The organism is Polyangium jinanense (assembly GCF_028435265.1).
GTDB classification, from domain to species: domain Bacteria; phylum Myxococcota_A; class Polyangia; order Polyangiales; family Polyangiaceae; genus Polyangium; species Polyangium jinanense.
Map to the genome: position 1 here is coordinate 374,931 of NZ_JAGTJK010000002.1, position 21,237 is coordinate 396,167.

20 protein-coding genes are annotated in these 21,237 nt (G+C 68.6%); 6 read left to right on the forward strand and 14 right to left on the reverse strand.

Translation table 11 applies throughout. The features are described 5' to 3' along the window. Positions 1-59 precede the first annotated feature (59 nt). The 3 genes from KEG38_RS05915 to KEG38_RS55430 all read left to right on the forward strand — a co-directional run bounded on the left by KEG38_RS05915 (position 60) and on the right by KEG38_RS55430 (position 3,596). Positions 60-2,054, forward strand: coding sequence for a hypothetical protein (locus tag KEG38_RS05915; RefSeq protein WP_272418062.1), 1,995 nt, complete (start codon positions 60-62; stop codon positions 2,052-2,054). Positions 2,055-2,162: 108 nt separating this feature from the next. After that, on the forward strand, positions 2,163-2,642 hold the full coding sequence (locus KEG38_RS05920) for a TraR/DksA family transcriptional regulator (RefSeq protein ID WP_272418063.1): 480 nt from the start codon (positions 2,163-2,165) through the stop codon (positions 2,640-2,642). Between the two features lie 84 nt (positions 2,643-2,726). Beyond that, positions 2,727-3,596 carry a thioredoxin-like domain-containing protein gene (locus tag KEG38_RS55430; RefSeq protein ID WP_272418064.1) on the forward strand — a complete coding sequence of 290 codons (870 nt, stop codon included), beginning with the start codon at positions 2,727-2,729 and terminating at the stop codon, positions 3,594-3,596. Positions 3,597-3,608: 12 nt separating this feature from the next. Here the strand turns inward: KEG38_RS55430 and KEG38_RS05930 are convergent, their stop codons facing one another. From KEG38_RS05930 to KEG38_RS05955, 6 genes are all read right to left on the reverse strand, one after another. Continuing rightward, positions 3,609-5,069, reverse strand: coding sequence for a DUF1552 domain-containing protein (locus KEG38_RS05930; RefSeq protein ID WP_272418066.1), 1,461 nt, complete (start codon positions 5,067-5,069; stop codon positions 3,609-3,611). A gap of 7 nt (positions 5,070-5,076) precedes the next feature. Then, entirely contained in the window at positions 5,077-6,783 is a 1,707-nt protein-coding gene (locus KEG38_RS05935; RefSeq protein ID WP_272418067.1) for a DUF1592 domain-containing protein, read from the reverse strand. Between the two features lie 301 nt (positions 6,784-7,084). Further along, positions 7,085-7,696: a TetR/AcrR family transcriptional regulator gene (locus tag KEG38_RS05940; protein WP_272418068.1), complete on the reverse strand. Its 612-nt coding sequence runs from the start codon at positions 7,694-7,696 to the stop codon at positions 7,085-7,087. A 171-nt stretch (positions 7,697-7,867) separates the two neighbouring features. Then, the gene (locus KEG38_RS05945; RefSeq protein WP_272418069.1) at positions 7,868-9,043 is read right to left on the reverse strand and encodes a hypothetical protein; all 1,176 of its coding nucleotides are present in this window, start codon (positions 9,041-9,043) and stop codon (positions 7,868-7,870) included. Positions 9,044-9,091: 48 nt separating this feature from the next. Next, on the reverse strand, positions 9,092-9,805 hold the full coding sequence (locus tag KEG38_RS05950) for a hypothetical protein (RefSeq protein ID WP_272418070.1): 714 nt from the start codon (positions 9,803-9,805) through the stop codon (positions 9,092-9,094). Next, a complete protein-coding gene (locus tag KEG38_RS05955; RefSeq protein ID WP_272418071.1) occupies positions 9,802-10,323 on the reverse strand; it encodes a hypothetical protein in 522 nt (173 codons plus the stop codon). The genes KEG38_RS05950 and KEG38_RS05955 overlap by 4 nt, the downstream gene beginning before the upstream one ends. A 284-nt stretch (positions 10,324-10,607) precedes the next feature. Between KEG38_RS05955 and KEG38_RS05960 the strand changes: the two genes are divergently transcribed. Next, entirely contained in the window at positions 10,608-10,832 is a 225-nt protein-coding gene (locus tag KEG38_RS05960) for a hypothetical protein (protein WP_272418073.1), read from the forward strand. A 50-nt stretch (positions 10,833-10,882) separates the two neighbouring features. Further along, positions 10,883-12,154 (forward strand): vWA domain-containing protein, encoded by a 1,272-nt coding sequence (locus KEG38_RS05965; protein ID WP_272418075.1) that lies wholly within the window; start codon positions 10,883-10,885, stop codon positions 12,152-12,154. A gap of 28 nt (positions 12,155-12,182) precedes the next feature. Here the strand turns inward: KEG38_RS05965 and def are convergent, their stop codons facing one another. Beyond that, the gene (gene def / locus KEG38_RS05970) at positions 12,183-12,758 is read right to left on the reverse strand and encodes a peptide deformylase (protein ID WP_272418077.1); all 576 of its coding nucleotides are present in this window, start codon (positions 12,756-12,758) and stop codon (positions 12,183-12,185) included. A gap of 76 nt (positions 12,759-12,834) precedes the next feature. Here def and KEG38_RS05975 point away from each other — a divergent pair, with 76 nt between their 5' ends. Beyond that, the gene (locus tag KEG38_RS05975) at positions 12,835-13,581 is read left to right on the forward strand and encodes a DUF2383 domain-containing protein (RefSeq protein WP_272418078.1); all 747 of its coding nucleotides are present in this window, start codon (positions 12,835-12,837) and stop codon (positions 13,579-13,581) included. Positions 13,582-13,614: 33 nt separating this feature from the next. Here KEG38_RS05975 and KEG38_RS05980 read toward each other — a convergent pair whose 3' ends face one another. From KEG38_RS05980 to KEG38_RS06010, 7 genes are all read right to left on the reverse strand, one after another. Then, positions 13,615-14,712 carry a serine/threonine-protein kinase gene (locus KEG38_RS05980; RefSeq protein ID WP_272418079.1) on the reverse strand — a complete coding sequence of 366 codons (1,098 nt, stop codon included), beginning with the start codon at positions 14,710-14,712 and terminating at the stop codon, positions 13,615-13,617. Between the two features lie 8 nt (positions 14,713-14,720). Continuing rightward, complete coding sequence (locus KEG38_RS05985) at positions 14,721-15,365, reverse strand: PE-PGRS family protein (RefSeq protein WP_272418081.1); 645 nt, start codon at positions 15,363-15,365, stop codon at positions 14,721-14,723. Between the two features lie 44 nt (positions 15,366-15,409). Further along, positions 15,410-16,087: a dienelactone hydrolase family protein gene (locus KEG38_RS05990; RefSeq protein ID WP_272418083.1), complete on the reverse strand. Its 678-nt coding sequence runs from the start codon at positions 16,085-16,087 to the stop codon at positions 15,410-15,412. Positions 16,088-16,212: 125 nt separating this feature from the next. Further along, positions 16,213-18,873, reverse strand: a complete 2,661-nt coding sequence (locus KEG38_RS05995; RefSeq protein WP_272418084.1) for a serine/threonine-protein kinase — start codon at positions 18,871-18,873, stop codon at positions 16,213-16,215. A gap of 16 nt (positions 18,874-18,889) precedes the next feature. Then, positions 18,890-19,519: a hypothetical protein gene (locus tag KEG38_RS06000; RefSeq protein ID WP_272418086.1), complete on the reverse strand. Its 630-nt coding sequence runs from the start codon at positions 19,517-19,519 to the stop codon at positions 18,890-18,892. A gap of 98 nt (positions 19,520-19,617) precedes the next feature. Further along, positions 19,618-20,550 carry a sigma factor-like helix-turn-helix DNA-binding protein gene (locus KEG38_RS06005; RefSeq protein ID WP_272418087.1) on the reverse strand — a complete coding sequence of 311 codons (933 nt, stop codon included), beginning with the start codon at positions 20,548-20,550 and terminating at the stop codon, positions 19,618-19,620. Positions 20,551-20,560: 10 nt separating this feature from the next. Further along, positions 20,561-21,130 carry an O-acetyl-ADP-ribose deacetylase gene (locus KEG38_RS06010; protein WP_272418088.1) on the reverse strand — a complete coding sequence of 190 codons (570 nt, stop codon included), beginning with the start codon at positions 21,128-21,130 and terminating at the stop codon, positions 20,561-20,563. Positions 21,131-21,237: the final 107 nt, after the last annotated feature.

Here is a 21,237-nt window from a genome sequence, read left to right on the forward strand (position 1 = left end):
GCCCGCGCGTGAATCTGGCTCTCTCGACGTCCGCTTCCGCCCGCCGTATAAGGCGGCCCATGCGTACGTCGCTCCTCCCGGCCTTTGCCCTCCTCGCACTCGCGTGTGGCCCGTCGCCCGCGACCGTCGAACCCACGAAGACGCCGGCCGATGCTTCGAAGGAAAAAGGCGCCGCGCAAGTCGCCGCCCCTCAGCCGACCGAGACGGCCTACGACCTCTCGCCGGTGCCGGAGCCCGAGGACGTCGTCGCATTCTTCGGCTGGAAGAGCCCCGCGGCCACGCTGACGAGCTTCGGGACCTGCGCGGCCATCCCGCCCGAACCGCTCATGGGCGGCGTCGAAGGCCAGCTCCGTGCGCTCCTCCGCGACGTCGTGTCGAGCAACGTCGACGTGCGTAGTCTCGCGGCCGCCGTCTCCCTCGACGCGCCCGTCTTCGCCGTGGCCTCACTCGAAACGCAATCGAAGCGCGCTGGCGCCTTCGTCGCGTTCTCGCTCGGCCTCACGTCCCTCGAAAAGGCGAAGATGGCCGTCGAGGGCGCGGGTCCCGTCACGGAGCTCGGCCCGGGCATGTTCCGCATCGGCGGCAGGTCGGGCTCGACGTGCGTGATCGCGGCGTCCGCGGGCGCGACGCCCGCGCGGCTCGTGTGCGGGCCGAAGGAGAAGGACGTCACCACGCTCGCGCCGTACCTCACGCGCACCTTGCCGACGAAGGCCGGCGCGGCCTCGGACATGCACCTCGAGGTGCGCTTCGCCCCGGCCGAGGCCCGGTATGGCTCGCTTTTGCGCACGCAGGTGCAGGGTTTGCCCGTGATCGCGCAGGCCGAGCTCGCCATTGGCGAGCCCAAGTTCGACCGTGCGATCGTCGACGCGGCCACGGGCCTCGCGGACGAGATCGTCGCCTTCGCGCAGGACGCGGACAAACTCACGCTCGACGTCTCCATGGATCCGGCCACGTGCCTGCGCGCGAGCGCCTCGCTCGCGATGCGCGGGAAAAACTCCTGGGTGAGCGGCCTCATGGGCGAGCGCCCGGAGCGAGCCGGCCCGCCGCCCGCGATCTTCTGGCGCGCGCCCAAGGACAGCGCGTCCGTCTTCTACGGCCGCGGCTCCGACCCGAAGCGCTTCCAGCCGATCCTGCGCACGGCGCGCCTCCTCGTCGAAGGCATCCTCGCGAAGGTGAACGTCGGCTCCGAGGCCGATCATCGCGCGGTCGGCGAGCTCTTCGACTGGCCCATGGGCAAGGACGTCGAGACGGTCACGGCGAGCGGCCGCGTGGAGGTCGCGGAGGTCAAGGGCACGCGCACCCCGCAGCAAGAGGCCGAGGCCCTCGTGAACGGCTGGATCGGCTGGGGCCTCGCCGGTTACGAGGAGGGCTCGGCGAACCTCGCAAAGCAGCTCCGCAAGATCGCGGACGTCTACAACCGCAAGGGTTTTCAGGATCCGCTGCGCAAGGAGCTCGGGCCGGAGCTCTCGAAGGCGCTCCCCAAGGTGAAGGTCGGCCCGGGCCCCGCGGCCCTCGGGCCCGACTCGCTGGATCTGTCGATCAAGATCGAGAACGTCCCGGCGGCGTTGCTCGACAAGAGCGCCCCGCAGAAGGCTCTCGTCAGCGTCGAGGTGCACGTCCTGCTCATGACCGACGGCAAGTCGCGCACGTGGCTCGCCGTCGGGGGCGGTAAGCCCGACGGGCTCGTCAAGCGCCTGCTCGCGGTGAAAACCGGCGCGCCCGACGCGGGGACGATCGCGTCGCGCACGGATCTCGAGCCGCTCCGTCGCGGCACCCACATGGGCTCCGGCTTCCTCTCGATGGGCCCGCTGGTCAAGAGCCTGGACCGCATGAAGGACGTGTTCGGCCCGCGCGAGGATGCTCGCGTCCAGCAGCTGATTCGCGCCGTCTCGACGATGCCGCACCAGGGCGAAACGCCCATCTTCGTCACGTCGAGCTCGACGGGCACCGTGGACGCACCGCGCGGTGAGCTTGCTGTCACGGCTTCGAAGGCGGCCTTCGAGGACATCGGCTGGCTCATCAAGACGCTCGGTGTGAGCGGCGCGCGCCGCTGAGCCTGCTAGGCTCTCGGTCTTCGGCGTGACGTGCGATTCGTGCGCAGGGCGAGGGGCATGTCCCTTGCCGTTCGTCCGGAAAACATTCGCCGAACGACAAAGGGGACCATGGACGCTCGAAAGGGAGTAGGGATCGGGAGCATCGCGCCGCGGGGACCCGCTGCGAGGCCTGCGACGCGCGCGGGCGCGCTGAACCCCGAGTCGATCGACGAAGAGCCGGAGCTCACGCCCGAGCAGCGCGACGAGCTGCGCACCTTGCTCGAGACGAAGCGCGCGGAGATCCTGGCGAGCATCGAGACGCGCCAGGAGCAAGAACGCGACACCGGGCGCGAGGTCGGCGACGAGATGGACGAGGCGAACATCGAGGGCGCGACGGCGATGGCCTCGCGCCTGCTCGAACGCGACGTGCAGCTCCTCTCGGAGATCGATCGCGCGCTCGCGAAGTTCAGGGACGGCACGTACGGCCTGTGCGAGGGCACGGGCGAGCCGATTGGCTTCCCGCGGCTGCGCTCGCGGCCATGGGCGCGCTTCAGCGTGGAGTACCAGGAGCAGCTCGAGCGCGAGGCGCGTACGCGCGGCGGCGTCTGAAAACCGGCCCGACGGGGGCGCCTGCCTGATAAAGTCTCGGCGGTGATTCGCCGCCGAGACCGCTCATTTTTGTGGAGCGCGGGGGTGCTTTTTGCGCTCGCGCTCCCGGCCCTTGGGTTCGCGTGCTCGCCGGTCGAGACGGTGTCGCCTGCGCCGGTGGACGCCGGTGCGGATGGGTCGTTTGTCTCGTCGTCGTCGTCGTCCTCTGCCTCGTCCAGCGGCGCGGGAGGGCAGGGGGGCGTTGGCGGAAGCGGCGGCGTCGGAAGCGGTGGCGTTGGCGGCACCGGCGGCGGAAGCGGCGGCGCTGGCGGAGGCGGTGGCGCAGGCGGCAGCGGCGGCGCAGGCGGAAGCGGAGGCGGCGGCGGCGGCGCGGGTGGCGCAGGCGGCAACGAGCCCGACGCCGGGCCGAGTGATGCCGGCGCCTGCCCCGTCACCACGATGGCCGTGCCCATCCTTCCTTCCCCGCACGTCGCGATGTGCTCCCCTGTCGTGTACCCGACAAACCCTCCGACCTCGGGCCCGCACTATCCCTCGTGGGCCGCATTCAAATGGTACGACGCGCCCGTCCCGCGAGGCTTCCTCGTCCATTCGATGGAGCACGGCGCGGTCGTCATCTCGTACCATTGCGATGGCGGCTGCGAATCCGAGCTCGCGACCCTCGCGGCATTCCTCGACGCGCGCCCGGCCGATCCGCTCTGCGTCGCGCCATTGAAGGCGCGCATCATCGTCGTGCCCGATCCCGAGCTCGACGTCCGTTTCGCCGCGGCCGCGTGGGGCGGGCTCCTCCGCGCCGATTGCCTCGACACCGCCGCGCTCGGCGCTTTCCTCGACACGTATTATGCGAAGGGGCCGGAAAACTTCTGCTACGACGGCATCGACGTCCTCGCGCCGGGCAGCGGCGTTCCGGCTGATTGCGGCGCCCCGACGATGGATGCGGGCGTCGATGCCCCGTGACCTGACGAGCGCTCAGCCCATCGCTTCGCCGGTGTACAGGAAGGGCACCGGCGACCGGCGACCGGCCGTGGTGTCCCAGAAGGCGCCATTCGGCTTTTTCGCGAGGGCGTTCGGAGGATAGCTCCCATAGCCCTTCCCGGGCGTCGCCTCGTAGTCCGACGACGACAGGCCCATGCAGTTCATGAACGTCACGAGGAGGTTGTTCATCGGGATCCCGCGCCGGCTGTCATCATGGAGCGTCTCGCTCGCCGGCTCCCGAAAGTCGATGTAATGGCCTTGCTTCAGCTTGCCGCCTGCGCCGCCGGCGACCATCACAGGCATACCATTGGCGCTGTGCTCGCCTCCGATCACGACGCAGCCGTATTGCATGGACCAGTAGACGAGCGAATTGTCGAGCAATGTGCCCGAAGGCTCCACCACCGCGTCGAGGATGCCGAGCAGCTTCGCCACGCGGGCTCCGGTGAGCTTCAGGTCGACGGCCAGCTCCGACGCGGTCGCACCCGACAAGGTTTTCCCATAGATCTTGTGATGCTGTTCGTGACGTGGGTAGGTGCCCATGGACATGCCGAGCGTGATGCTGGCGACGCGCGTCAAGTCACAGACCATGGCCGCTGCGAGGATGCGGAACTGATTGGCGATCACGGCCTCGATGTCGACCTCGTCCTCCTGCATGGCAGGGGAGCACGTGCCGGCTCCCTTCTGGATGTCGGCGACGAGCGACATGTACGATTCGAGCTTCTGCTTGTCGGCAGCCGAGATGCGGCTACTGTCACGCACCTTCTTGTAGTCGGCGTGCACGGCCTGCAAGAGGGCCGTTTCGCGCGGGTCGCCATCGCCCACCGCACCGAAGCCCGAAGCGAATGCATCGAAGAAGGCCTGGGTCTGCTTCACGGGCCTTACCATCTCGAGCTTCGCGTTCGTCGAACGCCACGAGAACGAGCGATTCTTGCTGTAGTCGTCGGTAATGACCGGGTTGAGGACCACCGAGCGCCGCACCGCAGGCACCTCGGGCCCGTACATCTTGGCCGAATTCGACAGCAGCACATCAATCGACTCCTGGCCGCTGGTCGGTGGCGCCTCGTCATTGTCGAGGCCCGCCGCGTACGAGGAGGCGCAGGTGGGGAAGCAGTACTGATGGTTCCAGTTCTCGGCCAGCACGTCAATCCCGCGCAGGACCGAGAGCTTGTTCGTGAACGGCGTGAACGCGTCCCCGAGGATGGGCGACATGGCGCCCTCGAGCTCGCTCAGGGCCTTCACGTTGACGTACGGCTCGATATTCTGGTTTGCCTTCAGTGCGCCATAGTAGAGCGAGGCGCTCGGACCGTAGGGGTTCAAGACCTGGATGTACCGAGGCGGCGTGGTCTCGGGCCCCGCGTACGCCTCCCTCGGCATCAACGAACGCAGCGCAGGCAGCACCAGGGCCGCCCCCGCGCCGCACAGGAACAATCGTCGGCTCTTCGGGTTGTATTTCATGGCGTCCTCAGGGCTCCTGCTTCCAGAAAATGTCTTCGTTGGCGATGGTGGCGAGCAGCACGGATTGGAGCGTGCCGCTTTGACTTCGAGCCTCTCCCTCGCTGAGGATGCAGCTGTCGCTTTCGATGTCGACGGTGCTCGCGTGGTAGTACTCGAAGAGTCGACGCGAGATGCAGGCCCGGGCTTTGTAGCTCTCGGACATGGCGAGCGCGAGCTCCACCGAGTCGCTCAAGTTCTCCGGCCCCCCGGGCTCGAGCTCCGGGTCCTGTGCCGTGGTATCGATGGGCCAGGTGGCTCCGGGCTCGCCCTGTTCATTGAACACGAGCTCCACGCTCCGCTTCGCGCCGAGCTGATCGAACCCCTCGAAGGCGAACCCGATCCCGTTGACTCTCGCGTGGCAGGCAATGCAAGCGGGGGCGTCGGTGAGCTTCGTCGTTTTGTCGCGGTTGCTCATGTTTTCGATGTCGCCGACCTCATTCTTGCGCTCCGCGACCGCCGCCGGGTCCGGCATTCCCATCTCGTCGCAAAGGAACGCTTTACGCAAGCGCGCGCCGCGCACGATGGGGCTCGTGCGCCCGCCAGCGTTCGTCAGCAGCGCGGGGCGGTGCAGCAGCCCTGGGTGCGACGATGCGCTGGCGACCGGCTCCTCGCTCGACACCACCTCCGTATCGAAGATTCGGGCCATCGCCTCGGACCGCGGGAAGGCCGCGCTCGAGGTCATCAGCTCGTTGAACGTGCCCTCTTCCGACCAGAAGACGTGCTCGAAGAAGTCGAACGCCTCCTGCCTCATCTCGTCCCCGAGCCCCGAGGTATCGGGGATGCCGATCTGCGCGCCCACCGCGGGCATCGGATCGGGCACCGTGCCCAGGCGCGCGTAATAGCGGAAGAAGTCGCGCACCTTGATGTGCGCCTTCTCCCCGGCGAGCAGCCGCTCCACGTGAGCTTGCACGCCCTCGAGGGACTGAAGCTCTCCGCTGCGCGCCGCTTTCATGAGCGCGTCGTCGGGCATGGTGTTCTGCGTGAGGTACGAGATGCGCGAGGCCACCTCGAAATCGGTGAGGCGAATTCGGCCGTTCTTGATCTCGGCGCCTTCCTCGATGTGGAACACCAGAGAGGGCGACTGCAGCAGTCGACGCAAGAGGTACGAGAGCCCCCCCATATCCGCGCCGGCTTCGTGATAGTAACTCAGGTACGACTGCACCTCGTCGGGGCTGAGATCGCGGCGCCAGACCTGGCCGCCGAATTGCTCCACGACCTCCTCCACACAAGCGTCGGTGAGCGGGCTCGTGCCGGCGCAGCTCGGCAGGTGATCGGTTTTCCACGTGGGGCTCGCCATCGCGAGCTCGACGGCGCGCTTCGACACCTGGGAAAGCGCGAGCGCCGTGCCCACCGGTGGGTTGTCCGTGAAGTCACCGGCGATCACCATCTCGTCGACCGGCAACCCGGACAATTTCGTCTGAATCTCGGCGTCTCCGATGATGGACTCGCCCAGCAGCGCACCCAGCGTATGGACCAGCTCGGCGTGCGACAGTCGACGCATGTGGTCGAAGGTGACGCCGCGCGAGAGCTTCCGCTGCTCGGTGCAGGCATACGTGAGCCGAGTCCTTTCGTTTTCCGAAGGATCGGGGCCACCAATTGTACCCACGCAGCTCACAGCCGTGCAGGCGAGGACGGCGAGCCATCCGCCGGCATGAGCTTTCGCCAGCTTTTTCATGCGCATCTCCTCGGCGGTTGCAACGGATGGCGCTGCTCCGCCCGTCCCCAATGAAAAGCCATGCTCCGCCATCTCGGCGCGACGACACGCTGCCAAGCTTCCATGCGCGAAGGGCAACCTCGACGGCGAGACGACTGCGCACTCAAATACGGGACGAAGCCCGCACCTGTCAATGCACGTGCTCTCCGGCGCGGGTCGCGTTCGACTTCGCGCGCACGACGAATCCGCTGTGATTTTCGGATGTTTCAGCGTGCCACGTGGATCGGGTGTTCGATTTCGATCGGGGCATGCCGGAGGGCCGTCATCGCTCGTCGATGTCGGCGAGGAGGTACCGCAGGATCATATCGCTCAGCTCGCGCTGGAATTCACCGCTCTTCACGCGATCGTGATGCCGATGCGCCGCGGCCCACGACATGAGCGCGAGGGTCTCCGTTGCCATGAGCAGGCTCGCCCGGAGGTCCGGTCTGCGAAAGCGCGGGGCGATCACGGCCAGCGTTTGAGCCAGAAAATCTGCGGTCTTTTCATACCTCTCGTACATCACGGTGCGCATGTCGGCGTCGTCCATCGAGATGCCGTGCCGGTCGACGCGCTGGAGGACTCTCTCGACGGTGAATCCGATCAGCTGCGACGCGACCATCTCGACCGTGGCCGGGTCGATCGTGGTCGGGTCGATCTCGGTCAAGCGCCCGAGGAGCACCGCGTACTCCGCCTCCCACGCGCGCCGCTCCGCCTCGCGCAGGAGTGCCACGCGATCGGCGAAGTGGTGGTAGACGGTCCCGACGCCGACGCCGGCCTCGCGAGCGACGCGCTTGGTCGTCACGGCAGAGGGCCCCTCGCGCGCGAGAATCCGATCCGTCGCCTCGAGGATGAAGCGGACCGTATCCTCGCTTCGCTTCTGACGCGCAGCTTTCATGAGTCGACGCAGGATCCTACGCGAAACGACCGCATGCGCGAGGGGCATGTTCGGCGACCTGATACGCCGTTGTAGCTTTGCGGTAGGATTGCTGCGGGGGCGTCGCCCCGGGGAGAGTTCCGGCCGATGGCGGCGCCCAGCCGAGGGACGCGGGCACGGATTCGCGCGAATTCAGCGATATCGATCGGAGCAGACGCCGAGCCCCACCCCCGTCGTCTGCAAGCACTTGCCGAGCTCGGCGCACGAGGCCAGCGGTTCTCGGTAGCTGCATTGCCGCGCCACGTCGTAGCAGCGTATGCAGGCCGCCTCGTTGAACTTTTCGGCGGAGAGCTTGCGCTCGTAGACCACGAACTCCGAGGTGCCTCGCCCGGGCTCGAATTTGGGCGGGTTTTTCAGCATGGTGCCGTCGAAGGTCGTGAACGAGAGCTGCGCTGGCTGGGTCCGATAGACGGGGCAGGCGATCTCCCCGGCTCCCGTGCGAGACCAGATCCCGTCGAGGTGGTGCAACGAGCGAAACATGCTCTTATCCCCGTCGCGCCGCTCGCTGAAGCCGCCGGCAGCGGCGTTGTTGTGCGGGATGCCGGGGAATACCTCCGGATTGGGGACCTTGTACGTGAAATTGATCGAGGTGACCTTTCCGCGCGGTCGATCGATGGGCTCGGGGTGGAAGGCGATGGCCAGCGTGTAGCAATGGCCGCGCTTGAGCTGGATGGTCTCGGGCGCCCGGTCGGGGAGCTCCTCGAGCTTCGCGGTGAACCGTTTGACCTCGTGGTAGCCGTCCTTTTTGAGCTCCAGCCGCCCGAGGAGCGTCTCGACGTCGGGATACCGAGGTGGGTCGGGCGAGAGGTAGACGGCCAGATAGGTGCGCTTCCGCTCGGGCATTCGAGCGAAGCGATCGGTCGAACTGAAAATCAAATAGAGGGCGTTCGCGCCATGGCGCGCCGCCTCCGCGGCGAGCAGTTTTTCCCGGCGCGCGCGCAGGGCCTCGTTTTTCCACGCGGCCGTGAGCTTCTCTTCGTTGTACCCCGAGACATCGACGCGCTCCTTCAGCCTGATCGTGCCGAGGACACGATGGGGCCGCTCCTCGCTCGGATACCCCGGCGCGACCGTGAACCTCTTCTCCGGCGTCCCGGCATACTCGTCGTAGTAGAAGGCGTCCGGCAGCTCGCTGCGCGAATCGTGGATCTCGACGCGCGACGCTTCGGCGGAGGGTGCGTCCTCGGCGAGGGGCTCGTAGGCGAGGTCGTGGTGGTGCTCGAAGTTGATCCCGTCCGCCCCGTGCCTGCGGCAACCCGAGGCCGAGGCGATGGACAGGACGAGCGCGAGGAGGAGGGAGGTGCGCTTCACGGATGAGCTCGCTCGTGGGAGAGGCGGCCCGTATACCCCGTCAAGCCCTCAGGTCGCGAGCCAGAAATCCTTGCCGAGCAAGCTCTTTGCCGTCTCGATCGTGCTGAACGCGCGCTTCAGGTCCGTCTTCGCCTGGTGCTCGGAGAGCTGCACGATGTACGGGATCCACAGCGGCCGGCACACGAGCAGCGCCGCGTAGTACCCCTCGACCTCCTCGTTCCAGCCCTGCGCCGCGGCGATCCGGGCGAGCAGGTAGTTCACCGGCACGGGCGATCCGACCTGCCCGATCTCCGACGCGCGCGCCATCACGTCGCGAGCGAGCTCCGCACGCGCGGCCTCGTCCGTCACGTTCTTCGTGCCGCGGAACTTCTGGAAGGCGATCTCCAGCCGTTGCTCGTTGTCGACCTGCTCCTGCAGCCGATCCCGCACGATCACGCTCCAGGCCTCCACGAACGGCCGCCCGTCGAGGTCCGGCGCCGCCTCGCAGTGCGCGAGGAGCAGCTCCGCTTCCTTCCAGTCGCCCGCGTCGCGCGCGAGCTCGAGGCCCGACAGCACGCGCTCTTCCCCGCAGCGGCCCGGGTCCTTCTCGAGCAGCCAGCGCTCCCAGTAGAGCGCGCCGCGCGACAGCGTCCGGAAGACCATCGCCGGCTGCGTGAGCCGTGCGTACATCGCCTGCTGGATCAGGAGGCTCTTGTGGCGCTCGACGTCCGACACCGTGAGGCTCTTCGGCCAGGCCTCGGCCCCGAAGGCGAAGGTGATCATGACAGGACCCGGATCGCGGCCTTTCCTCCGCCGAAGGCCACGGCGCCGGCGATCTTTCGCCCACCCGGCGCGCCGTGCACGTGTTTCACCACGTCCGCGAGCACGGAGTCCGTATCCGCGCCCTGGGTCCCGAACGCGACGAGCACGCGGTCATCGCGGCCGTCGAGCTTCTGGAGATGCAGATCCAGCCACGGACCCCGCTTCGACACGCGCACCACGCGCAGTTCGTCCCGCGCCCGCAGGATTGCCGTGATCACGCCGGCCGCGGCCACGTGCAGCACGTCTTCGCGTCCGGCCGAGCGCAGCGCCTCGACGTCGGCCGTGGAGATGTCGGTCGCGTGCACGAGCGAGAAACGTTCGATCGTCGGATCCTCCGAGCCCGGCTTGAAGTAGGCGAGCTCGAAGGGGCTCGTCGTCCCGGGCGCGGCCTCGCAGGCGAGCAGACACGCAGGCAGCACGAGCGGCGGCCACAGGTTCGGCTGATCCGCCCTCAGTTTCGCGAGGTTATAAGTCTGCATCGACGAGATCCGCGAGCAGGGTACCACGCCACGAACGGGCTCAAAAGACCCATGGCGCGCCTTCGTCCCGGATCGTCACGGCCGCGCCGCGGTGGGCTGCTCCACGCTGGAAAGGACAAACATGGTCGCTCGCGCAGGGCCGTCCGCCGTCACGGTGATCACCAGCCGCCCCCGTTTTTCGATGTATGATGGGCGGGCGTCCGCCCATGCGTCCCGAACCGGCACCGATCGAACCATGCCCGCTCTGTGAACGGCCGAATCTGAACCCTTCGGACCATCACCTCGTGCCGCGGAGCCGCGGGGGCAAGGAGACGCTCGCGATTTGCCGCGATTGCCATCACGCCGTCCACGCGGTGCTCACGAACAAGGAGCTCGAGGCCCGGTATCACACCGTCGCCGAGCTACTCGCGCATCCCGAGCTCGCGAAGATGATCGCGTTCATCGCGCGGCAAGATCCCGGCGGGCGCGTGCGCGTGCGGAGGACGAACACACGCCCGAAGCGGCCTTGAACAGCGTGCCGCGCTACACTTCGAGAACCTACGAACACAGGAGCTTACGCATGCATTTTGCCCGTTCTCCACGTCCTCGAAAGCCCTCGTGGTTCCGCCGTCTCTTGGCGCCCGCGCTCGCGATGGGGCTCGCGTCCATGGTCACGGCGCTCGCTTCGAGCTGCGGTTCGACGAGCACCGGCACGCCTCCGTGCGACTCGGTCTACGCCGGCAAGTGCGGCGGCTTCTGCGCCAACGACTTCGCGTGCGCGGACGGCCTGTATTGCGGCAACAGCGCCACCTGCACGGCGGACTGCGCCCCCGGCGCGGCCGGTTGCCCCACGGGGCAAACCTGCAACGTCAAGGGCCGGTGTATCCCCACGGGCGGCGAGGGCGGGTCCGGCGGCGGCGGCGGCATCGATTTTGTGACGTCGAACACCGGCACCGGCAGCGGCGCCGACGCCTGCGCCGACGTGAACGTCAATTTCGAGAAGCAGATCCCGACCGTGATGCTGCTCATCGATCAATCGGGCAGCATGACCGCGAGCTTCGGAAATGGCGATCGCTGGAACGTCCTTTACGACACGCTCATGGATCCCAATGACGGGATCGTGAAGAAGCTCGAAAAGGACGTGCGGTTCGGGCTCGCGCTCTACACGAGCAACGGCGGCAATGCGGGCGGCACGTGCCCCATGCTCGCGAAGGTGCCGCTCGCATTGAACAACCATGCGGCCATCGACGCGGTTTATGCCCCGCAGGACCCCGCGGGCGACACGCCGACGGGCGAGAGCATCACGGCCGTGACCGCGGATCTCGTCGCCTACCAGGAGCCGGGGCCGAAGATCATCGTGCTCGCGACCGACGGCGAGCCCGATACCTGCGCCGAGCCGAATCCGCAAAATGGCCAGGACGAGTCGATCGCCGCCGCGCAGGCCTCGTTTGGCAAGGACGTCCGCACGTTCGTGATCAGCGTCGGCGCCGAGGTGAGCCTCGGCCATTTGCAGGACCTGGCGAACGCGGGCGCGGGCCTGCCCATCGGCGGCGCCGAGAAGGCCACGTACTACCAGGCGCTCAATCCGCAAACGCTGATCGACGCCTTCGACAAGATCATCAACGGCGTCCGCTCCTGCGTGCTCAAATTGAACGGCATCGTCGACGAGACCGCGGCCGCCGAGGGCCAGGTCTCCCTCGACGGCAAGGCGCTGCCCTACAACGACATGAACGGCTGGCGGCTCAACGGCCCCGACGAGATCGAGCTGCTCGGTACCGCGTGCGATACGATCAAGCAGGGCGACCACTCCATTTCGGTCCAGTTCCCCTGCGGGATCGTCATCCCGAAGTGATCCGCTGAGCGCCGAACGGTTCGGCGCTCTAGCCCCCCATTCGCTTCACGAACGGCACGATCCGCTCCACGAACGCCTGCTTGTGGAACCGATCGAACTCGGCCCACGTGCAGAGCGTCGAGGTATCGGTCACCCGATCCACGAAGAGCTTGCCGTCGAGGTGGTCCACCTCGTGCTGGAACGTCCCCGCCGTCAAGCCCCGCGCGACGCGCTCGAACGGCGCGCCATGCCGATCCCAGCCGGTCACGCGCACCTCGGCGAACCGCGACACCACGCCGCGCAGGTTCGGCACCGAGAGGCAGCCCTCGAAATTGTCGAATCGCTCCTCCGTGAGCGGCTCGATCACCGGATTGACCACGATCGTGAGCGGGATGTTCGGCTTGTACGGATAACGCGGGTTGTCCTTGACCTCGATCGCCACGATCCGCTTCGGCACGTGCACCTGCGTCGCGGCGAGCCCGGCGCCGTTCGCGTCGTGCATGGTCTCGACGAGGTCGTCGATGAACGTCTGCACCTCGGCCGTGGCAAGCTCGTCCCGCTCGACCTCGCGCGCCCGGTTTCGGAGCACAGGATGTCCAATATGAGCAATTTTCAGGAGCGTCACGGAGGCGAGCCTACCACGAGACGTCGGGGACGACGCGCGCTCGACGAAAGTGCGTGGGCGCCCCAGGGATCGGCGCATGAACCAGGACAAGCGCCAGCCCGACTTTTCCACGAACGTCCCCCAAGGCAGTGACACCGAGTCAAGCGGACGAACGGACGTCGAGCACGAGGTGCAGGGCGAGGAGGAGAACGCCCCGATCGAGCGCAGCAGCGTCGATCAGCGCGAAAGCGGCTCGATCGAGCGCGCCAAGGCCCACCTCGAGCACGCGGGCCGGGACCTCGCCGCCGCGGCGAGCGAGGTAGCCACCGTCGCGCGCGCAGCAGCCGAGTCCGCCAAGGATGCGTTCAAGGACGAAGTTCCCTCGACCCGGCGGACGGGCGAGCCCTCGAAGGAGAGCACGCTCGACCGGCTGAACGACCTCCTGCGCGGCGAGCTCGCCAGCGTCGAGACGTACGAGCTCGCCCTGCGCAGCGTGCGCGACGCGGACCTCACGAGCTCGCTACGCCAGCTCTTGGAGAGCCACGAGCGGCGCGTCGACAAGCTCCGCAACAAGGTCAGCGAGTTCGGCGGCGAGCCCGCGCAGAGCTCGGGCGTGTGGGGCGCGTTCGCGCGGATCGTGCAACGCGGCGCGGATCTGCTCGGCCACCGCGCCGCGCTCGCCGCATTGGAAGAGGGCGAGGATCAAGGCAAGAAGCGGTACGCCCGGGATCTCGACGAGCTCGAGCCGCCCGTGCGTGATTTCGTCCTCCAGGAGCTCGCACCCGAGCAACAACGCACGCACGACCTCGCGCAATCGCTGCAGAAGTTCGTGAAGGCGGCGTGACGCGGAAAAACGACCCCGGGGCGCCGCCCGCCTTCACTTCCAAGCAGGCGGCGTCATCCCGAGCTTGTTGTAAAAAAACTTCGCCGCCGTCCGCGAGAGCTGATCCTTCGGCTCGTACACGTCCGGCCCGCGCGGCAAGAGCCCCGCCGACAGCGACCCGAGCCGCTTGCCCATGAGCCGCTCGAGGTCGTCGCAGAACGCCTCCATCGTCGAATACCGATCCTCGGGCTTCTTGCGCAATGCCTTCAGGATCACGCCTTCCGTGGCCCGATCGATCCCCGGCTGCGCTTCCGACGGCTCGCGCGGCGGCGCGATGAGCTGCCTCGCCAGGAGGACCGCATAATCGTCTGCGCGGAACGGCAGCTCTCCGACGAGCATGCGATACATCATCACCCCGAGCGCATACACGTCCGACCGCGAATCCGACTTGTCCCCCACCACCTGCTCGGGCGGCATGTATTCGGGCGTCCCCACGGCCACCCCGGCCTGCGTGACCGCCTTGGCCGCCTCGAGCTTGGACAAACCAAAATCTAGCACCTTCGTGTTGTAAGGCTCGCCCGGCTCGCCGACCAGGAACAGATTGTCCGGCTTCACGTCCCGATGCACGATCCCCGCGCGGTGCGCCGCTCCGAGCGCCGAGGCCGTCTGCGAGAGCACCGGGAGCGCGAGGTGGAGTGGCATCGTCGTCTCGCGACGTAGCCAGTCTCCGAGCGTCTCGCCGAAGAGATATTCCATCACGAGGAAAGGCACGCCGTCCGGCCGCTCCCCCGTATCGAGCACCTTGACGATGTTTGGATGCGCGAGCGCGTTTGCTGCCTTCGCCTCGCGGTCGAAGCGAGCGCGTGCGCCGGGCGCGCGGAGGTGCAGCGAGTCGAGCATCTTGATGGCGACCGGCTCGCTCGTGTTCCGATCCAGCGCCAGGTAAATGCGGGCCATGCCCCCCCGACCGATGAGCCCCCGCACCTCGTAGCGTCCGCCGAGCACCACGCCCGTCTCGGGTGTGGGTTTGGCGCGGAGCGACGAGACATCCGGCGTCGCGACGAGCTTCGTGCCGTCGTACGGACAGAAGCGGTGCTCTTCATCCTCGAAACGCCTGAGACAACGCGAGCAATACATCGGTCCCCGTCCCATTCAATCCATCACGGCATCGCGCCGCCGCAGATCCAGTCCGAGATCGTCTGAATCTTGTCCTCCGAGAGCGCGATCGCCGGCGGCATCTTGTTTCCGGAGCACTTGTCGACGTTCATGATCTTGTCGATGAGGTAGCTCTCCGAAGGATCGCCCGCCTTGACGCGCATCCGCGTCCCGCCCGCGCATTGCTCCGCCGGAACGTCCACGAGCTCGGCGTGCGCGTTCGCGTTCGTCAGATCGAGCCCTTGCTTCGCCCCCGCGCCCGAATGGCAGCCGCCGATCGCGCAGCTCGCCGACAGGATCGCCTGCACGTCCGCGAACGCTACGCTCGACGATCCGCAGGTGCAAACGCCGCCCGCGCACGTCTGGCCCGGCGCGCATTGGTTGTCGCAGGCGCCGCAGTTCAGCGGGTCCGTCATGGTATCGCCGCAGCCGCCGCCCGCGCCGCCTTGTCCGCCCGCGCCGCCTTGTCCGCCCGTGCCGCCGGTCCCGGAGCTCGAGCTCGAGCTGCTTGCCGGCGATCCACCCGCGCCACCTTCGCCGCCCGCGCCGCCCGAGCCGTCCGAGCCGTCCGAGCAGCCCGTGCCCGCGAAGCCGAGCACGGCCGCGCAAGGCACGGCAAAAAGCCAAACCCTCATCCAACGATTCGACATCGACCGACCTCCAACCAAGTCATTCCGAATGACGGCCCCTCGGATCAGCCGAGGTGCCGGTGCAAGAAAGCAATGGTGCGGCTCCAGGCGAGCGCGGCCGCCTCCGGGACGTACACGTCCTTGCGCGACTCGTGCGCGAACGCGTGCCCGGCCTCGTACACGTGGAGCTCCATGGATTGTCCACGCGAATGCATCTGTTCCATGACCGCCCGCGCGTTATCCGCCCGGGCCCAATCGTCCTGGCTCGCGAAATGCGCGAGGACAGGCGCCTTCACCTTCGAGAAATCGAACTTGTCCGCGGGGGGGAGACCGTAAAACGGCACGACGGCCTCGAACTCGGGCACGAGGGTGGCCGAGGCGAACGAGAGCGCGCCGCCGAGGCAGAAGCCGACCACGCCGACGTGCCCGTTGCTCCGCGGATGCTTCTTCAGGAAGGCTGCCGCGCTGCCGATCTCGTCGAGCGCGCGGGGCCACTCGAGGCCTTCCATCAGCTTCTGGGCCTCGGCGGGATCGACGGTCCAGCGCCCGTGATAGAGGTCGGGGATCGCCACGAGGAACCCTTCCCGCGCGAGGCGGGCGGCGACGTGACGGATCTGCCCGTTGAGCCCCCACCACTCCTGGATCAGCACCACCGCGGGCGCCCGCTCCACACCCTCCGGCGCCACGAGCTCCCCCTGTGCCTCCGCCCCACTTTTCGTCGGAAATTTGATCGGTTCGTACATGGTGCTCGCCTCCGTGCATCCTCGCGCAGCCGCGCGGGCGGGCGGAGCATAGCCTAGTTCGTCGTGGCGGGGGCGGCTGTCGAGGCGGGGGTTCGATACGACGGCGAAGCAACCTCGCACTCACTTCACCGGAGCCACGCTTCGATCTCTGCGATCTCCTCCTCGGTGCCGGGGCCGAGGGAGCGGAAGAGCTCGACAGCACGGCGGGCGTGCGGGAGGGCCTGGGCCTTCGCGTGGCCTGCGCAGACCCACGCCTTCGCGTGCAGGAACGCGAGGGCCGCTGCGTTGTTGGGCTCGCACGCGGACTTCGCGCAGATGTCGAGCGCCCGCTGCGTCTCGCCGAGGCCCTCGGCGCACGCGCCCTCCGCGACGTACACCTGACCGAGGCCCGTGAGCGCGAGCGCGCGGTCCGGCGTGTCGGCCCCGAGGGCCCGCTCGAAGGCCGCCGCAGATTCGAGGTAACGAGCGCGCGCGTCTGGATATCGCTTCAAGCGGTAGAGCGCCTCGGCGAGGTTCGAGGCCGCACGGCCAATCCGTGGATGGTTCGCGCCGAGCGTGCGCTTGTACCCGGCGAGCGCCGCCTCGAACACCGGGACCGCCTCCGTGAAGCGGCCGGCGTTGCCGAGCGCCGCGCCGTAGGCATTGAGCGCCTGGAACGCGTCGGGGTGATCGGCGCCGAGCGCCGCGACGAAGAGGTCGTACGACTCCTTCAGCAGCGGAAGCGCGTCGTCGAAGCGACCCTGGTGCAAGATCGTGCTCGCCAGATTGGTGAGCACGCGGGCGCGGCTCGGGTGCGCCGCGCCGAGCCGCTTGCGGACGCGCTCCTCCACGCGGCGAAAATGCTCCTCGGCCAGCCGAAGGTTGCCGCGGCGCGTCTCGATGACCCCGCGCACCATGGCGACGCGATCGAGGATCGGCGCATCGTCGGGGCCGAGCAGCGCGTCCGCTTGGAGCGCCCATCGTTCGCCGTCGTCGGGACGCGCGCGCAGGTACCCGACGACGTAGGCGAGCTCCGCGAACGCCTCGGCGGCGAGGGCGCGGCTTCCCACCCGGTGCGCGGCCAGCGCCGCGTCGAATATCTCGCGCTCGGCCTCGTCGAGGCGGCCGAGCGGTTCGAGCGTGCGCGCGTGCTCGACGAGGAGCGCGGCCCGCGCGGCGGCGGCGTTTGGTGGAGCCTCGCGTGCGAGCGCGTCCTTGGTCACACGCTCGGCCTCGGCGAACTTTCCGAGCTGCTGCAGCGTCCTCCCGCGCTGCACATCGGCGCGGATCACCACGCACGCCTCGCAGGGTTCTGCGTCGGCAGGTCGGACGTCGACCGCCACGCAGGCCTCGAGCGGCGCCATCTTCTCGACGACGGACGTCGCGCGGTTGACCGCGTCGTTCCCGCCGAGCGAAAGCACCTCGACGGCGGCATCGAGCTCTGCCAGGCGCTCGTCCAGGCAGGCGACACGCGCGCGGAAGAGGGGATCGGGCTGCGCCGCTTCGACGAGCGCCTCGCACGCCTCGACGCGCTCGGCCCGCCAGGCGGACGCGCGCGCCGAGACCGCGCCGTCGACGGCACCAAAGGCCTTCGCGGCATACGAGAGACCCGTGCGGTCGAAGGCTTCACGCACCACGGCGCGGCGCGCCTCGTCCCACCCGGCCCGGTGCCGCTCCTCGGCGAGCACGCACGTCGGGTGACGGCGAACGGTCTCGGTCGGCCGCGCGACGAGGACGACGCCGAGGGCCAGCGCGGCCGCGCCGATCAGCATGGGGATGCCGAAGCGACGAGGCTTCTCCGTCGCGCGCTCGAGCGCATCGACGAGCGCGGCAACCGAAGGATAGCGCTCGCGTGGATCGGGATGGAGCCCGCGTTGCAGCAGGCGGCGCACGGCTTGTGGCACCGGCGACGATGCCGGCGCGCGTGGTGTTTCCTCCCGCGCGGCGCGCGCGAGCTCGGCGACCGTGCGACCGACGAAGGGACGCTCGCCATGCAGCGCTTCCCATAACGACACGCAGAACGCGAACTGATCGGAGGCCTCGGTGGCCGGCGCGCCTTCGAGCTGATCCGGCGCCATGTAGACCGGCGTCCCGAGGAGCGCGCCCGTCTCCGTGAGGGCCATCTCGGTCGGAGCGGCTGCCACGTCGCGGGGCCGTGTATCGGCGGCCAGACCAAAATCGGTCACCTGTGCGCGGCCATCGGCGCGCACGAGGACGTTGTCGGGCTTCAGGTCCCGGTGCACGACCCCGGCTGCGTGCGCTGCGGCGAGACCACGCCCGACCTGCATCCATAGCTGCACAATGTCGCGCCACGCGCGCGGCTCTCGCGAGGCCCATGCGCGGGCCGACCCTCCGGGGACGAACTCGAGCGCCACGAAAAACTGCGTCTCCCACGTCCCCACGTCGAACACGGTCACGACGTTCGGGTGCGATAGCCGCGCCAGCGTCTGCGCCTCGCGCGCGAGCCGCGCGCGCCTCTGCTCCTCTTCCGCGCGAGGCCGCGACGAGAAGCGCAAAAGCTTCAGCGCCACCTTGCGGTCGAGCTCGGGATCGTAGGCGGCGAACACCTGCCCCATGGCGCCGACGCCCACGCGCTCCACGACGAGGTACCGGCCGATCGCCGTGCCACGTGTCACGAGCGTCAGGGGCGGCGGCGGCGCGGCGGCCCCGCTCGCGCGCAGCGTCGCGGCCACCACGCGCCGGCAGCGGGGGCAGGTGTCGAGGTGCTCTTCGGCCTTGGCCAAGGCGGCCCCGTCGAGCTGCCCGACGGACAGCTCGAACAAGAGGTTCTCGTCGAGGCAGGCCATCAGCGAGTCTCGCGCCTCAGTTCAAGACGCACTGCCCGAGCGCGTCGTTGCACGTGAATGCGCTCGGGCAATCGGCGCTGTATTTGCACGGCAGCCCGCCGCACTTGGCGCTCGTCTGCACGCAATGCTTCGTGGCGTCGTTGCAGACCCCATCGCCCGAGCAATCGGCGCTGTACATGCACGCGGCTCCGTAACAGTCCGGAGTGGCGACGGCGATGCGGCAATACGAGCCGAACCCGTACTCGTCGCGACAGACCGTGCCGACGATCTCCGGCTCGCCGAAACCGTTGCAGGTCCAGTCCCCGGCCTGCGTCTTGCCGAGGCAATCGGTCTCCGCGACCCATTTGTCCTGGCATAGATCGCTCTGCGTCTTGCTCATGATGTCGACGCACTGGGCCGCGGAGGTGAACCAGGCGGCGCAGCCGGCGAGCATCGTCTTCTCGCAGAAGACCTGGAGGCGATCCATTTCGGTGAGGCCACTCGGCCCGGACGACGTGGACGACGAGCTGGAAGAAGACGACGAACCAGGGCCGCTCCCGCCCTCGCCCCCGCTCCCGCCCTCGCCATTGTCGGAGCCGGAGCTTCCGGTGCCGGCGCTGCAGGCGAGGAGGAAAGCGAGAGGGAGCGACCACACGAGTTGTTTCACGACGAGACTCCTTGGTGACGTGGATGAACACCGCGGCCGGTGCACATGCACCCCGCACCAAGGGACAGGTCGTGTCGGGTCGAGGTCGCACGAAATCGTCAGGTCGCATCGGGAGGGGCGCCTTCGCCGTGGGATTCGCGCATCAGGCGCGACAGGCTGAGGTCGAAGCGGCTGAGCACGCCGCCGAGCAGGCTCTCGAGGTCGTCGGGACGCAGGTGCAGGCGGCTGGCGAGCGCCTGCCGGGTCCGGGTGGCCAGAAGATCACGCGCGGCGCCGAGCCAGCGGGCCACGGTCGCGCGATGGGCGCCGTACATCGGCGCGATGTCGTCGATCGAGAGCCCATCGAGCAAGCTGAGACGCAAAAGCGCCCGGTCGCGCGACGAGAGCGTGGCGAGCGCCTCCCGAAAGGCCGCGCGGAAGTGCTGCTGCTGGTCCAGCCGGCAGAGCCCCGCCTCCACGTCGGCGGCTTCGGGGAGCGCGGCCAGCGCGTCGTCGTCGTCCTCGACCGGCTTCGCGGCGGCCTCGTCGTTCGCCAAGAGGTGGACCGCGACGGTGCGCACGAACCCGCCGAGGGGCCCGCGCCCGGCGTACAGCGCGAGCTTGGGCGAACCGTGGAGCTCGGTGAGCAGGCGCGTGCGTGTCCGTTGCAGCACCTCGTCGACGCGCGCTTCGTCGGCGCGCATGGACAGGGCGCGTCGCGCCGACGGAAGCACCTCCCGCTCGAACGCTTCGAGCGCCGCATGCACGCCGCGCAAGCAAGCTGCGGCGAGGTAAAGGCCGCCCGCGTCGATGGCCTCGAGCTGCGCGGCGAGCGGCTCGCCCTCTCGGAGACGGCTCGCGAGGTGACCCAACCACACCTCGTCCTCGATCCGGACCGAGGGCCACGCCTCTCGGCCGCGCGCCGCCGCCCGCTCGAGCGCGCCCTCGGCCTGCGTATCGAGCTCACCGCGCAGCGGCTCAGGCAGGCCCGCCTCGAACGCGTCTCGTGCAATCCTCTTTTTCCCGATCACGGCGCCATCGTTCGTGGCCAAGGCCTGCTCGTCAAGGCTCGGCCGCGGGGAAAACCTCCTCGGCCGCGCGCAGGAATGCCGAAAGCGCGCTCTGCCCGAACAGCACCATCTTCACGACGGACGGCGTTCCGTGGGCGCGCAGATCGTCACGCACCGCCGTGAGCGACACCCGCGCGGCTGCGTCGAGCGGATAGCCGTACACACCCGTGCTGATCGCGGGGAATGCGATGGACGACAGCCCGTGCTCGCGGCAAAGGCGCAGCGCCTCGGTGTAGCAGCTCGCGAGGAGCTTCGGCGCGTCTGCTCCCTCGCGCTCGTAGACCGGGCCGACGCAGTGAATCACGTGCCTGGCGCGCAGGCGGAAGCCGGGCGTGATCACGGCCCCGCCGGTCTGCAAAAGGCCTCCGGGGAGGGATTTCTTCACCTCGCGACAAGCCGCGACGAGCTCCGGCCCCGCGGCCCGATGAATGGCGCCGTCCACGCCGCCGCCGCCGAGCAGCCCGGCATTCGCGGCATTGGCAATGGCGTCGACGTCCTCGGTCGTGATGTCACCTTCCACCAGGGAGACTTTGCAAGGACCCACGGCGAACTCGCGCGGCATACGTCACTCCTCGTTTCGGGGCGCGTACGATACGGCAGGATGGTTCCCTTTGCACCTGCGTCGCGAGGCGACGCGGCGGACGTGCAGGCAGGTCGAGGGGGCGCTAT

Excerpts from the sequence above, each read along its gene's own strand:
- KEG38_RS05985 (WP_272418081.1), bottom strand. The coding sequence starts at position 15,365 with ATGTCGAATCGTTGGATGAGGGTTTGGCTTTTTGCCGTGCCTTGCGCG.
- KEG38_RS05955 (WP_272418071.1), bottom strand. The coding sequence starts at position 10,323 with ATGCAGACTTATAACCTCGCGAAACTGAGGGCGGATCAGCCGAACCTG.
- KEG38_RS05935 (WP_272418067.1), bottom strand. The coding sequence starts at position 6,783 with ATGAAAAAGCTGGCGAAAGCTCATGCCGGCGGATGGCTCGCCGTCCTC.
- KEG38_RS05990 (WP_272418083.1), bottom strand. The coding sequence starts at position 16,087 with ATGTACGAACCGATCAAATTTCCGACGAAAAGTGGGGCGGAGGCACAG.
- KEG38_RS06010 (WP_272418088.1), bottom strand. The coding sequence starts at position 21,130 with ATGCCGCGCGAGTTCGCCGTGGGTCCTTGCAAAGTCTCCCTGGTGGAA.
- KEG38_RS05980 (WP_272418079.1), bottom strand. The coding sequence starts at position 14,712 with ATGGGACGGGGACCGATGTATTGCTCGCGTTGTCTCAGGCGTTTCGAG.
- KEG38_RS05940 (WP_272418068.1), bottom strand. The coding sequence starts at position 7,696 with ATGAAAGCTGCGCGTCAGAAGCGAAGCGAGGATACGGTCCGCTTCATC.
- KEG38_RS05965 (WP_272418075.1), top strand. The coding sequence starts at position 10,883 with ATGCATTTTGCCCGTTCTCCACGTCCTCGAAAGCCCTCGTGGTTCCGC.
- KEG38_RS05950 (WP_272418070.1), bottom strand. The coding sequence starts at position 9,805 with ATGATCACCTTCGCCTTCGGGGCCGAGGCCTGGCCGAAGAGCCTCACG.
- KEG38_RS05975 (WP_272418078.1), top strand. The coding sequence starts at position 12,835 with ATGAACCAGGACAAGCGCCAGCCCGACTTTTCCACGAACGTCCCCCAA.
- KEG38_RS05920 (WP_272418063.1), top strand. The coding sequence starts at position 2,163 with ATGGACGCTCGAAAGGGAGTAGGGATCGGGAGCATCGCGCCGCGGGGA.
- KEG38_RS05995 (WP_272418084.1), bottom strand. The coding sequence starts at position 18,873 with ATGGCCTGCCTCGACGAGAACCTCTTGTTCGAGCTGTCCGTCGGGCAG.
- KEG38_RS05915 (WP_272418062.1), top strand. The coding sequence starts at position 60 with ATGCGTACGTCGCTCCTCCCGGCCTTTGCCCTCCTCGCACTCGCGTGT.
- KEG38_RS05930 (WP_272418066.1), bottom strand. The coding sequence starts at position 5,069 with ATGAAATACAACCCGAAGAGCCGACGATTGTTCCTGTGCGGCGCGGGG.